18 protein-coding genes and 1 pseudogene are annotated in these 13,364 nt (G+C 38.9%); 3 read left to right on the forward strand and 16 right to left on the reverse strand.

The window, feature by feature from the left end; translation table 11 throughout:
- Window positions 1-114 (forward strand): annotated as a pseudogene (locus tag F606_RS24045) (transposase domain-containing protein); the annotation flags it as partial.
- Window positions 115-409: 295 nt separating this feature from the next.
- Here the strand turns inward: F606_RS24045 and F606_RS0118320 are convergent.
- The 14 genes from F606_RS0118320 to radC all read right to left on the reverse strand — a co-directional run bounded on the left by F606_RS0118320 (window position 410) and on the right by radC (window position 10,240).
- A complete protein-coding gene (locus F606_RS0118320) occupies window positions 410-646 on the reverse strand; it encodes a hypothetical protein (RefSeq protein WP_019555345.1) in 237 nt (78 codons plus the stop codon).
- Between the two features lie 124 nt (window positions 647-770).
- Window positions 771-977, reverse strand: coding sequence for a hypothetical protein (locus tag F606_RS0118325; RefSeq protein ID WP_019555346.1), 207 nt, complete (start codon window positions 975-977; stop codon window positions 771-773).
- A gap of 256 nt (window positions 978-1,233) precedes the next feature.
- Window positions 1,234-1,635, reverse strand: a complete 402-nt coding sequence (locus tag F606_RS0118330; protein WP_019555347.1) for a hypothetical protein — start codon at window positions 1,633-1,635, stop codon at window positions 1,234-1,236.
- Window positions 1,636-1,673: 38 nt separating this feature from the next.
- Window positions 1,674-2,156 (reverse strand): hypothetical protein, encoded by a 483-nt coding sequence (locus tag F606_RS0118335; protein ID WP_019555348.1) that lies wholly within the window; start codon window positions 2,154-2,156, stop codon window positions 1,674-1,676.
- A gap of 95 nt (window positions 2,157-2,251) precedes the next feature.
- Window positions 2,252-3,193, reverse strand: coding sequence for a hypothetical protein (locus F606_RS22475; protein WP_154651211.1), 942 nt, complete (start codon window positions 3,191-3,193; stop codon window positions 2,252-2,254).
- A gap of 155 nt (window positions 3,194-3,348) precedes the next feature.
- Window positions 3,349-3,864, reverse strand: coding sequence for a DUF805 domain-containing protein (locus F606_RS21655; RefSeq protein ID WP_019555350.1), 516 nt, complete (start codon window positions 3,862-3,864; stop codon window positions 3,349-3,351).
- Between the two features lie 215 nt (window positions 3,865-4,079).
- A complete protein-coding gene (locus F606_RS0118350; protein ID WP_019555351.1) occupies window positions 4,080-4,289 on the reverse strand; it encodes a hypothetical protein in 210 nt (69 codons plus the stop codon).
- 156 nt (window positions 4,290-4,445) lie between these two features.
- Window positions 4,446-6,074: a flagellin N-terminal helical domain-containing protein gene (locus F606_RS0118355; RefSeq protein ID WP_019555352.1), complete on the reverse strand. Its 1,629-nt coding sequence runs from the start codon at window positions 6,072-6,074 to the stop codon at window positions 4,446-4,448.
- Between the two features lie 89 nt (window positions 6,075-6,163).
- Entirely contained in the window at window positions 6,164-6,418 is a 255-nt protein-coding gene (locus F606_RS0118360; protein WP_019555353.1) for a type II toxin-antitoxin system RelB family anti-toxin, read from the reverse strand.
- Window positions 6,419-6,553: 135 nt separating this feature from the next.
- Window positions 6,554-7,138 carry an ERF family protein gene (locus tag F606_RS0118365; RefSeq protein ID WP_019555354.1) on the reverse strand — a complete coding sequence of 195 codons (585 nt, stop codon included), beginning with the start codon at window positions 7,136-7,138 and terminating at the stop codon, window positions 6,554-6,556.
- Window positions 7,139-7,225: 87 nt separating this feature from the next.
- Window positions 7,226-8,122, reverse strand: coding sequence for a hypothetical protein (locus F606_RS0118370; protein WP_019555355.1), 897 nt, complete (start codon window positions 8,120-8,122; stop codon window positions 7,226-7,228).
- Complete coding sequence (locus F606_RS0118375; protein WP_019555356.1) at window positions 8,062-8,385, reverse strand: hypothetical protein; 324 nt, start codon at window positions 8,383-8,385, stop codon at window positions 8,062-8,064. The genes F606_RS0118370 and F606_RS0118375 overlap by 61 nt, the downstream gene beginning before the upstream one ends.
- A 21-nt stretch (window positions 8,386-8,406) precedes the next feature.
- Window positions 8,407-9,522, reverse strand: coding sequence for a DUF932 domain-containing protein (locus F606_RS0118380; RefSeq protein WP_019555357.1), 1,116 nt, complete (start codon window positions 9,520-9,522; stop codon window positions 8,407-8,409).
- A gap of 82 nt (window positions 9,523-9,604) precedes the next feature.
- Entirely contained in the window at window positions 9,605-10,240 is a 636-nt protein-coding gene (gene radC, locus F606_RS21660; RefSeq protein WP_019555358.1) for a RadC family protein, read from the reverse strand.
- Window positions 10,241-10,482: 242 nt separating this feature from the next.
- Here radC and F606_RS22820 point away from each other — a divergent pair, with 242 nt between their 5' ends.
- Both F606_RS22820 and F606_RS0118395 read left to right on the forward strand, forming a co-directional pair.
- A complete protein-coding gene (locus F606_RS22820) occupies window positions 10,483-10,659 on the forward strand; it encodes a helix-turn-helix domain-containing protein (RefSeq protein WP_019555359.1) in 177 nt (58 codons plus the stop codon).
- Window positions 10,660-10,780: 121 nt separating this feature from the next.
- Window positions 10,781-10,972: a helix-turn-helix domain-containing protein gene (locus F606_RS0118395; RefSeq protein WP_019555360.1), complete on the forward strand. Its 192-nt coding sequence runs from the start codon at window positions 10,781-10,783 to the stop codon at window positions 10,970-10,972.
- 75 nt (window positions 10,973-11,047) lie between these two features.
- On the opposite strand, the gene F606_RS24050 is transcribed toward F606_RS0118395, so the two are convergent.
- Both F606_RS24050 and ltrA read right to left on the reverse strand, forming a co-directional pair.
- Window positions 11,048-11,599, reverse strand: a complete 552-nt coding sequence (locus F606_RS24050; RefSeq protein WP_211210103.1) for a group II intron maturase-specific domain-containing protein — start codon at window positions 11,597-11,599, stop codon at window positions 11,048-11,050.
- A 118-nt stretch (window positions 11,600-11,717) separates the two neighbouring features.
- Window positions 11,718-12,965, reverse strand: coding sequence for a group II intron reverse transcriptase/maturase (gene ltrA / locus F606_RS0118405; protein WP_026329485.1), 1,248 nt, complete (start codon window positions 12,963-12,965; stop codon window positions 11,718-11,720).
- Window positions 12,966-13,364: the final 399 nt, after the last annotated feature.

Here is a 13,364-nt window from a genome sequence, read left to right on the forward strand (position 1 = left end):
ATACGAGTCGAGGAGCTAGAGCCAGTGCCATTGTTTTTAGCATTATAGAAACTGCAAAAGAAAATGGTTTAAATCCATATGCATATTTGACTTATATTTTCAAAAATGCACCAAACTGGAATATACGAAATGATGTTGAGGCACTGCAACGATTAATGCCGAATTTCGTTCCAGCTTACTGCAAAACGAATGCCGTTACCAACTGACGTGTTGTCAAGGTAACGGCATTTTTGACGCTTACCTAAATAAAAATAGCAGTTACTGAAAATTTATACAGTAACTGCTAGAATTATTTTATCCAAAAGTTCGATATTCTCATCATTTTATTTTTTACTTTCCACACTATAAAACAAATACATCTTAGTCGAATACAAACCTTATGCTTATTTATACAAACATAAAAAACTCATTAGTCATCATCTTCAATCTTCACTGCAGAATAATCATATTGGGGATATTGGGTTTTCAAATTTTCTACTACTTCATTGTTAGAAAAATAATGTGTTCCTGCATCTAGCTGAAATTGTATAGTCTGTTTATCTTCATCAACCCCAGCAACAGCAATTACTTGAAAAGCTCCATCCATGCCAGCTTTTGATGAAGTGGTATAATCATGCTGAATTTTTACTTGTAAAATTTTTTTCATATAACCCGCTCCTTATATAATAAGTTTTAATGTTATGATTAAAATCTATTATATTATAATTATTGAAATTACTGCAAGTATTCATCTGCAAAAGTCCTCTTTTTTTATTCTATATCGTCTTAGGCTATACCTTGCCGCTTCTTTTGACAAACCTTACTACGTGAATCTCCATATTTCGCGTTTGAATGTCACCCTGCTTTTTCTGTACTACCGATGCCACATGACTCACAAAAATCAACGTTTTTGTTGCTTGTAAAGATACTTTATGAAATTGCTTTACAACTTCTTCCCTCTTTTGATTTATCTGTGATACACCCCCATCAGTATTCAAATCCACCTCAAGATATCATCATCTATACTGATTGCAAAACTCAAAAGATAGTTTTAGCTGTCTCCGTACCTTTATGCCCACCGGCTTGTCCACTACAAAATCCGCGAAGCGTACTCGTTTCCCCAGAATTTTATCAATTAACAAATTCAGAAGTCAAATACTCTATATTGACTTCTGAATTTATTACATCCACTATATTTAGTAATTCCAATACAGTAATCGAGCTTTTCTTTAAGTCTTAGTTTTTTATAGCTTATTATTTTATACTTCTCCAGCCATCAAGCACATGATGCCAGCCTTTATCAGCTTTCTCGATTTTCATACTATAACCATGAATCCCCTCATATATCCTAACCCAATAATATACGTTTGGCTCATTATTGAGATGTATCGTGATTCTATATTGTGAAGGGCTGGGTAACGCCGTTTCATCAATCGTATAACTCCCCATACCAAGAAAATCATCATCGGTTATAGCTGCATACCATTGTATACTAAGATCATTTGGATAATTCACTTTCCACGTGCTTTGAAATATGTCTTTTCCTGTATCAAAAGACATGTCTGCATATGCGTGGGGAAGCATATTTACTGGCACCACAACCATTGCCAGTACTGCTAATAAGAAACCAATAACAAGATTTTTTGTTTTCAACATTTCAAACCCTCCAAAACTTTTTATGTAGTATCCTATTTTCAATTTTTGTTTTTGCTTACTATAACCTCTGGCTTTACACGCAATATATTCTCTACCATATCATTTACTTCATAGAAATTTATGATGTCTCTAAAGTTACATACTTCTCCATTTTTCATATAAATCGTGACATTGCGTTCATGAAAGCAAGTTAGCAACGCTACAATATAAACACCAGAAAGACCCCCTGTAAACAGCATTGACAAAACCCCAATAGCTATAAGGAATTTCGTTCGACCATGTACCTTCTTTTTGTATTCAATGCTTTCAATGTCATGGACATTATACTCATAAACCTCTTTTTTACCATTGAAAAACCAAAAGTGCCGTTTATATCTGCTAACGGTCATTGCTCCAGTTGTATCCGCCAATATAACATTGTTAAATCCTTGTCCAAAATGTCCACCCAGAATAAAGGGTCTTTTTGTTTCAGGTATAATAAATGTAGTTTCTGCAGGGACTTTTTCCATTTCTTTCGTCATGTCTACCATCTCCATTTTTAATTTTTGAAATTTTCATTACATATCTTTTGTCTTGCAACACTTTTTAACGAAATGAATTTCTTTAACCTTCCAGTTTAAAAAGATACCTCCACCTGATTTAATTGACAATTTTCCTGTAAGGATGTCATTTCTGTCAAAAACAAGTTGGCAAGATCCACATTTTTTTGTTCGTTTAAATACCCTTGGTAATGGGAAGGATTCGCGCCCCAAGCTGTTGTCAGCATACCTGGTATCACTTTTCCATTCTCATCAAATTTATACAATGCGTAGATTGGAATTCGATGATTGGGTCCGTTCCAGCTCCCATCTTTGTCATCGCGGTCATGTACATCCTTTAAAATGGTCATATTAAAAATCAACGGTGGTACATATTTTTGTTGTTTATTTGCCGGAAAACGATACAATTCTTGTGAAAATTGTATTTCTGCGATCTGTTTATTTTTCAGGTCGCAAAGCAGAAATTCGTACCGATTTACATCTTTCACAAGCGATAAATAGCCATCCGGATTGTTTCCCATGGAAGTTGCAAGCACCGTGCCTTGAATGTTTTTATCTTTTAGCAGCTCCTGTGCCTGCTGAATTGGGCTGGATACTTTAAGTTCTGGATGTTTTGCATAATACTCGTCATACACTTTGGAAATCAGAACACTTGCTATCAGTTGGTCCTGGTCTATATCATTAAATGCCACCGCACCTACGGTAAACGTACCATCATCCCCTAGAATAAACTGTTGTCTTACATTGATTTCCTTGTCTTTATACGTGCAGTTGCCACTAAATTCCACGATTTTTTTACCATCTTTACTGTCAAAATATTTCCATTGGGCATTGCTGAAAAAGCCATCATACGCATCACTGATTTTTACGTCAGGATGTTCATTTAAATGCCCGTCCCGCACAACGTTGGTTCTCTGGTCAAGGCTGGTTAAAGCATTGGCCTTATCATCACCACCACAGCCTGTAATTAAAAATACCATCAGAAATAAAATAGCCATCATCAAAATTCTTTTTTTCATCTCACTTTTACCCCCTTCTATCTGTTTTTGGTTGAAACTAAAATGAGCACCAGTCACTGCTGATGCCCTCCAATTATCAAAATACACGTTCCCATGTGTATTTTCTCTGTCGCCAAAGAAAAATGCTTCTATATTTATATCGATCAAAAAACTTCTTAGATTTCCTGATTTAACGGATCAGATCCATATGTGTTATTGCCTTTCGTGCCTGCCGCAAACAACACATATAGTCCCACAAAGGCTCCTATGATCGGTATACACCCCACTAAGATGAACCAACCAGATTTATTTAGATCATGCCATCTCCGTATCCCTAACATCACATGAGAAATCAGAACAGGAACCATGGCTACAATGAATACCAACGCCCCTGCCTCCGTGTCAATCACACTTGCTAAAAGAGCAAATATAAGACCGAATACCGTAATAATCAACCCCCGTAGAAAATAAGCCTTCCGATTCAATCTTCCTTTAGATGTGAAAAATTTGCTTTTTATTCCTTCCTGATTGGAAATGGCGGGCAACTTTTTTTCATTTACATTTACTGGTTGCAGTTCAACTTCATTCTCTTCTAAATACCTATTAACTTCTACCTTCGCATCGCATTTTGAGCAAAGTCCATTTTCCTCCATAAGTTGTGTGCCACAAGTAGAACAATAAATTTTTTGCATGATTTTTACTCCTCTCAATTCTGAATTAAATTTATTTATTTTTAGAAATTTGCTTTATTCTGTATAATAAGCTCTGCTGTAAATTTACTAAATTTTATGTCAAATACCCAACCGAGTATAACTATTTTTATTGCCCTTGAAACTGTACCGTCTTTATCCTTCGTTTTATCTATTCTTTGTAAAGTATTTACTTTTTAATCACATACGCTTACGTATCACCCAGCTTTTCCTACGCCAAAAATCCGCATTATCATTGCAACTGGAATCGTAACCCACCCCAACAGACAAGCCAGAATAATTTTTTCTGTAATAAAATTGCTAATACTAAATACATAAGCTGTTTGAATATGTAAAAGATTATGCTTTAAAAATGAATTTGCCATAGCTCCGAAAAATACATATACTCCAAATAAAATAAGTTCCATTTTCATGTACTCCTTCTTCTAAAGCAAAGCCAATACTACATTTCGTAAAACTACCTTTGCCTAAAATACGACATTCTTGCTATAAATTTCATACAAATCTATAGCAAGTTAAATTTATTCCCTTTTGCTAATGATCGAACTCCAGTATCTATTTTCTTATTGAAGCAGTGTTAAAATGCTACTTCGTTGTTGATTTGCTTGTGCAAGCATCGTTTGTGATGCCTGTGATAAAACTTGGTATTTGGTATATGACACCATTTCTTTTGCCATATCGGCATCACGAATGGTGCTTTCAGAATTGGTTACATTTTCATACTCTGTTGTATTGTTGGCTTCGGTATAGTCTAGCCGATCGATATAGGCACCAATGCGCGTACTTTCATGCAGTGCATAGTCGAGCGAACTATCCAGACGTTTCATGGCAATTTTCGCTTTTTGATCCGTTGTCACGCTTAAAACATCAACCCCTAATGAATCACAATCCAGCTGATTCATATAGGTAGACATTTGAGCATCTGCACGGACTCCTGTTTGAAGTTTTAAGGGATTCAAGATTGTAGTGTCCATCATTTTGCTGTTAAAGAGAACGGAACTATCAAAAACCGATGTTCTTCCGAGAAATCCGGTACCTGCTTCATTTTGTCCAAAGTCTCCTTTAAAGGTAAGCGTATCGACTTTACCACTGCATCCACTAAGGGTAATATTACTAACTTTAGACGGACCAACACCACAACCAATGGCGGCACTGGCTCCATTGGTGGCAACTTCATCGATTTTCACATTCAGCAAGTTAATGGTATCAACCCCACCACCACTGCCTGCTCCGATGGCAGCTCCACTTGAATACGATCCTGCATTTAGCGTACCGCCAACGATGGTAAGACGTTTTGCTGTTTGATTGCTGTTCGTTCCAATCGCCGCACCAAAACCAAGCCCAAGATTTTTTACGGTCAGACTGCCATGATTGGTAATTTCAAGTTCCTGTCCAATATTTAATGATGCATTATTACTTAAAGCATTATATTGAAATCCACAGGTTCCTGAAGTTGTCAAAGAATTTCCAATACCGGTAAACTTCAAAATATTGTTTTTATAACTGCTATCATTGGTAATAAAGACATTGCTGAGAGATAAATTCACCCCTTCTTTTTCGCATTCGATATTTATATTAGCCAGGTTTGAACTCGTCGATCCTTTGAGTTGAACATTTACAGCATCAATTTTCAGTGTTCCCGTAAAGCCAGCATCGACTTCATAAATACCATCTTGCGAAATGGTATATTTTCCCGCATTCGCTGCACCGATACTTCCTTTGATGATTTTAGGTGCAACAACAGCGTCAACAGCTCGCAAATCTTGATTCCGATAGGTTCCGTCGAGTAAAACTTTTGAATTAAAGGTCGTTGTTTCTGCAGTGGTATCAATTGAATCCTGGCAGCTTTGAAATTCTTTTTCCATCGCCAAGCGATCACTATCTGTATAGATTCCGTTACTAGATCGCAAAGCGAGTTCTTTCATGGTCTTTAAATTCTCAACAACCGTTTGAATACCACCTGAGGCTACCTTCAATAAGGAACTTCCATTTTGTGTATTCCTTGTGGCTTGTTCTAAACTGCGTAATTGCACACGCATACGTTCTGAGATTTGATACCCAGACGCATCATCGGATGCATCCTGAATTTTCATACCACTTGCAACATTTTTCATGAATTTATCGCGTTTTTTCTTATTAAATCCAACCTGATTCAGCAACGCAGGTGAAATTGCATATGATATTTTTGGCAAATACAATCACTTCCTTTACAGAGCAATCATTCGTAAAATAATACACCACTTTTTATCCTATAAACATTTTCATACATCAAGAGATACTGTTAGAGACCATCCCAGCGAATTTTCTTTTCTTGTTCATTAAATGTAACCAGCATCGCCAAATCGATCTTAAGCCCCTCAGCAATCACCATGAGCATGGACAATGGAATATTATTATTGTATTTTCCTCGTTCAATCCGGCTGATAGAACTGGTGCTGATATGAATCCGGCTGGCAAGCTGTTCTTGTGTCAGTTCTCTTAGCTGACGATAATAGGCAACTTTTCTGCCAATTTGTTTATACATAAAGGCATTCAATTCGAACCTCTCCCTTGTGGTATTTATTGCCTTTTCATAGTATGACATAAAGTTACAGCTTGTAGTCCGCCTAGATTGCACGGATATTCGCATAGATATGACGGACTTGCTGGTTTGGCAGCTGGTTTTTGTTCTTCAGGCTGCTCCCTGTGCTTTTTTCTGGCACTGCATACATAAAGGTCTGCCAAATTTCTTTAAAGATACGTTTCTTACACCAGGTGTTAGTTTGAAGCCGCATGTACTGCAAACACTTACATCATTTTGTACTATTTGTTTCTTTTGAACGGGCACCAATGTAATTTCATCTGTTTTGGTATCTGCTTCTGGATCATCTCCGGTACTAATTGCCATACTAAGAAGATACGCATATTTTATAGCGGCAGTCTGCGCTTTCATAACGGCTTTATCACCACTGTCCTGCCCTGTACCAATCCCAGAAAAGGATACGGATTCACCACTTTCCGCATCAATCAGCATAATGTCAATCTTCACCGTAGCCATATGCTCGATATTGCCTTTAGCTGTCGTTACATCTGCCTGCTGTAAAATCTCCGGCAGTACCACTGAGCAAAGTTTTTGTTTCACCAGCGCCGTATTGATTTTTTCCAGTACATCCGCCGAGGTTGCATAACGGTAATGGTGGAAATCATTGATTCCTGTTTTTTGAATATAGCTGCATTCTTGCATGACTTGTACCAGTTTTTTTGCTATTTTTTGCATGATAGTTCCTCCTATAAAAGAAACCCGATACTTTTTCCGCATCGGGTTTTCTTGTATTTATATCTGTTTTTATAAATTGCTTCATGATCAGCCAACTTCCGGTAGAAATTTTCCACTTTGTATCTGTATTTCCGCTCCATAAGGGCACTGCATGGCGACACTGCAATAATCCTTGCACTTTCTACCGTTCCAGCGTTCTCTTGGTTTACAGATTGAAGGCAGTTTTTTCTGGTTTAAAGCCTGCTGAAGTGCACGGGCTTTGGTTTTAAAATAACGCTTAATCCAACGATTGCTTATTTTTTGGATCGGGATTAAATAAATGGACTGATCAATACCACGTTCACTGGCAACCCGGAGGTTGTTATCTCGGCACATGGCTTGAATCACCATTTTATTCACGGGAAAGCCTTGTTTTTCAAGGAGAATTCGATAATAGTTTAATTGCAGGGCCCATTCCATGACCATTTTCACGCCATCGTAACACCATTCTTTTTTGGATTTCGGCTGTCCTTTTCGGACTCCGGTTTTAAAGAATTCCCCTGTTGGCACATCAATCTTATAATGACCTAACGCTTTCATGATTTTATAGGAACTGGTAACTTTAATATCGCCCAGGACACCTTCATCGTGATCGATAATCTGCCCATATAGATCAAACTTACCGGAGGTAATTTCATCTTTTAAGCGAATTTCACTGAGCATATTTCCTTCTGTATAGCCTTCGTTGATTGTATGAACAGCACTGCCATGAATCGCATAAACTGCATCTTGTGGTTTTACTGCATAGGCGGTTATTTTCTTTAAATAAGCTTCTCTAGTGCCGCCAATTAATTCTGTAACGGAAGGTTCACGCAAGCCCCGATCGGATGATTTGGCAATAGCCCTAAGCGTCGGCAGGAACATACATCTTTGGCTGCAAGTTTTTAAGCAGGTTTCGATTTTGACAGTTTTTCCACTAGGGCAGATAAAATATTTTGCTGGCATTGGGTTTCTCCTCCTTCATTTCCCTGTGTTTTATGGGTAATTTCAATTGATCCATGTATTGCATCTTCTTTCACATCCAGTGTAATCTGCATTTGCTGCGCAGCGGCAAGGATGTTTTCTGCTAAAACTTTGGCTTGTATATAGCTAAGGGTAAGACTGATCGTTTTCCCAAAATCCATTTGCAAATTAATGCCAAGGGTCTGATTCCGTAGACGAATTTCGGCTTGAACGGCTTTATTTTCTAAACAATCGACGATCCACATGATATCCACACCTTTCTGTTCCTATCTTGCCAGCGAAATGACATTGGTTATATTTTTCATGGTTGCTTCTGCGTTGGTAACATGGCTTGTCAGGAGATTACGCCGAATCAGCGGCAGTGCTAATAGTTCTCCACCTAACCGCTCTAATTCCGTTGCCCTTCCATAACTTTCTACATCCTGACTGCCCCGTGTTACGGCATTGATCAAACCGTATTTAGAATTGTCACCTGCCATAATGAAGTGACGCAAAATACTGCCGCGTTCGTTTTGATTTAAAATATACTGATCGGCTAAGAGTTCAATGGTTTTGACCGGATCATTTCCGGTTGTTTCCTGCTTGGTCTGCATAAGCTTTTCTACCGACAGCTGAAACTTTGCTTCATCAACAGCGGTTCGAACGGTATCCTGCACTTTCATGAAAAACGCTTTGTCATCCGCCTGCAAGGTTTCATCAGAATAAATTTCATAAGCGGTATCGTCGATCTCAATCTGTTTGCCTACATGGTAGCGTTTTTGGGTATAGTCTTTGACAATCAGCCCATTTTTACAAACCAACCGATACAAAAGCGGTTCGACTTTGAGACTTCCCAGCCCAACTTCACTGTTTGATATGACAAGACCAGCTTGCACAATATCTCCCACGCCCACTTCTGCTTTCATTTTTTTATTGATGACTTTGATATACATATGGGTTTCGGTAACCTGACTGGATAAGATTTCAGCGCCCCGCATCTCTTTGATAATCGGTAATACAGCATCAGCAAGCTCTAAATTGTCGAGTCGACGGTAACGATCCGATAAAAAGGCCCGAACACTGCCATCTAAAGTACGAATCATCCTGCGATCACTATTTTTATCAAACCAGCTGTTGATGTTTTCATCGAGTAAACTTGGGTATTCTTCCCGCATTTTATTGTAATACCGCTGTGGTATTTGCAAGCGGCTGGCAATTTGCTGATGGGCGAGTTCATTGACCGCAAACTGTTCGAGACCATCGTTAATCCCTAATGATAATGTGCTGATTCCTTTTTGTGTCGTAAATTCCAAGCTGCGGGTATCGGCAATATAATCTTTGCGCACAGCTCTTTGGCGTTCCAATTCTTTCGCAAGTTCCATGATGGTTCTACCTTGTTTCATGATATTTCCCCTTTTCTTTTTTCTTTTTTTAATCTATATAAATGATGTGTAACCAAATAAAAAGACCGATAAGCAGCAATGCCTATCGGTCTTGGATATCTTCCATATAGCCTTTTTCTTTCATGCTGCAATAGGTATTTTTACCAATAATCACATGATCTAAAATTAAAATATGTAGCAATTTTCCTGATTTTACCAAGCTGGCAGTTGTTTGTTTATCTTCCCGACTGGGAAAAGGATCTCCTGATGGATGGCAATGAACCAAAATAATATTGGTTGCCATATTTTGAATGGCTGCGTGAAAAATCTCTCGTGCAGATACAATTGCTGCATTGACGGTTCCGATAAAAATTGTTTTCTGTCCCATAATTTGATTTTTCGTATCCAAAAACAGGACTCGAAACTCTTCCTGCTGTAAATCCTCCATATCCGCAAAGTAGGCAGCTACATCAGCCGGAGCCGTAATTCTTGTAATTTGTGCCTTTCTTGCTTGCTGGATACGCTTCATGAACTCTCTCACACAAGCAAGCTTTCTGACTTTACTTTCCCCCATCCCTTTTGCAACTGCCAACTGTTTCAGCGATAAGTGCGTCATGATATTGTATAAACTATTGTATTCACAGATTAGTTGTCTGGCTGACTGTGGTGAAATAAATTCACACAGCAGCTCTTCTTCCGAAAGATATTGCAGTGGTACTTCTTTTTTGACATCGTCCATTTTATTCTCCTCCTTAAAATGAAAAAGCACCGACATAAAGTCGATGCTCTTCTATGTTTTTATGATCCTTTGCAAGGGCTTTACGCCGCATCCGTAAGAACCACAAGTATTCATAGTTATAATATATAACTGAAAAATGTTTCTTTTACTTTTTATGGAATAGCTCTTTTCATTTTATATAATGCAACCTGCACCTTTTTAATCGAACATAAGATTAAAAAACTTTATAAGGGGGAAATCCTATGTTTGATTCATTTGCTTTACTTACCGTATCTGAAACCGCTGTTATGCTGCGCTATTCATCCAGCACCATCTATGTTCTAATTCGTTCTGGAAAATTAAAAGCCATGAAACGCGGCAAGTCTTATTTTATTGCAAAATCTTCAATTCAAGATTATATAGACACTCTGATGCCTTAAGATGATTATATGGCACTACATTAGCACTTCTTACGTGTCATAAGATTTTTGCAAATTATACATACAATGCTTTTTTCAATAAACATTTAAGTAATATAACAAAACTGGAGGTAAAACAATCATGTTTGAACAATATAACGATCTAGTAACCGTAGAAGATCTTTGTGAAATGCTCTCCATCGGTAAAAACGCTGCTTACAAATTATTAGCATCCGGTGAACTAAAATGTTTCCGATCTAACCGCATCTGGAAAATTCCTAAGCAAGGAGTTATCGAATACATAAAAACACAAAGTAATTTAGCAATCGAGTAGGAGCTAAATAATTAAATTATTTAGCGACCTCTCACACCACCGTACGTACCGTTCGGTATACGGCGGTTCAATAATTTAACGTAAATGGAATACCTCGTATTTCTTTGCTATATTCATGTAGCCTAGAGATTCGAGGTATTTGTCTGTTAGTGTCCGTTGTAAAATAGCACTTCCAGCGATACGCCAATAACCTAGTCGGGTATTAGCATACTGCCACGCTCTATTTCTATCTAAACCCAGCTTTTGCAGATTCATAAATCGAGTGGATATTTTCTTCCACTGCTTCCATAGATACATCCGCAACCTGCGTCGTATCCACTTATTTATCTCCTGCATATGACTCCGCATTTTTGCTATAGAGAAGTAACTTAACCATCCGGTTGTGTAGTTTCTCAATTCTTGCAATATGTCTTTTATTGAGCGCCCACGACTGCGACTCGTTACTTCTCTAATTTTCTCTTTAAAACGTTTCAGTACTTTCCCATGCGGTCGTATTCCGATTTCCCTCACCACTTTGTGCAATGAGAAACCCAGAAACTTCACCTTCAAAGGGCTACCCACTTGGCTCTTTCGACGGTTCACTTGTAATTTTAGTTCTCCTTCTAGGTAATTCACGCAACTTTCCATGACCCGTTTTGCCGCGCGTTCTGTCCGAACATAGATATTGCGGTGAGTAGACCCGGGGAATTTCACCCCGAGTCTCTCTCAGAACCGGACTTGAACCTCTCAGCTCATCCGGCTCCCATCATCCAACCACAGGATAAATCCCCATTTTCCAGTGTACGAATAACTTTGGTTCTCGCCTAGCGATTTTCTCTAACCAATAGATTGCCCGCCTTCGATGCCGATCGAGTTTCTTGTATTTTCTTCTCACCCAGTGAACCAATGCTCTATTCATGTGCTTAAGTACGGAGTACATTTCTGTTTTGTAAAAGCGTCCATAATAATTGATCCATCCTCTAATTACTGGGTTGAACATATAGGATAGATCTTCAAGGGTTTTGTCAGGCTTTAAGTGCATCCTCCAATCATGAATGGTGCGTCGCATTGCCTTGGTCGCTTTGTTGCTGACTGCTGGGGTAAAGTTGATAAAATATTTTCCATATTTGCTTTTTGACCTCCGCGCCCGAAAGGTATATCCTAGAAAATCAAATTGTTCTTCCATATGATTCCCTTTTCGATCATCATCTTTACAGTAAACAATGCGTGTTTTGTCTGGATGTACTTCCAAACCGCATTCTATGAACCTTTGCGCCAAGCTTTCTTGGAGTTTCTCTGCCTCTTCCCGACTACGGCAGTGTGCTATTCCATCGTCTGCATATCTTGCAAACGGTTTGTCGGGATGGTTTCGATCCATCCACTTATCAAATGCATAATGCAGAAAAAGGTTCGCAAGTACTGGACTGATGACTCCCCCTTGAGGGGTACCCTTGGTTCTTTCTCTTATTGTTCCATCGATCATCTGAAAAGGTGCCCTGAGCCACCTCTGAATATAGAGAATGACCCAGGGGGTATCCGTATGTTTTCGGACAGCCTTCATGAGTAATTCGTGATCGATGTTGTCAAATAAGCCTTTAATATCAAACTCTAACACCCAGTCATATTTCCAACACCGTTGTCGAGTGATTGTTAGTGCATCTATTGCCGATTTTCCTGGTCGATACCCATAAGAATCCTTATGAAAATACGGCTCCACTTTTGGTTCGAAATAGATTTTTGCAACCATCTGCGCTACACGATCTGCCACAGTGGGGATACCCAACACGCGTTTTCCCCCGTTTTTCTTAGGTATTTCCACTGCCTTTACTGATGGAGGAAAATAGCTTCCAGAAGACATTCGATTCCAGACTTTATAGAGACTATCTTTTAAATTTTCTTCAAATGCTTCTATACTTTCACCATCTATTCCTGATGTCCCCTTGTTATCTTTTACTCGTTGAAATGCCTCCAGCACTACTTTCTTGGAGATTTCGTATGGTTTTGTCTTGTTCATTGGTTCCTCCCTTATCGGTTGACCCTTGTTCAAAACTGGATAACACAGCCCCTTCGCTCCATTTCCGTTACGAAGCTTCATCACTACTACAGGCTGTTCCGCCCCTGCATTCTGCATCGGTACTTTCGTCCTTACGGGTCTTCCGTTTGGAGTTTTCCCTTCACATCAGAGAACAGGTTCCCAAGTTCTTAACCGAAGCCTGTACCACGTTCACGCCGCCTTCATGCCGGCCACCATCTGGACAGTAAACAGGTTTCCTCCAGACTTATCCCAGATTAATGACTCCCCCCTGGTTTCGATGACGTTCCTACGCTTTCGACACGTTATCAGCGGTTCACTTGTGTTCGTCTCCATTGGCACATACCTGACGAAGTCTAGCTTCGCCTTTTCCGTAACGCT

It is taken from the genome of Propionispira raffinosivorans DSM 20765 (genome assembly GCF_000381065.1).
Lineage (GTDB): Bacteria > Bacillota > Negativicutes > Selenomonadales > Selenomonadaceae > Propionispira > Propionispira raffinosivorans.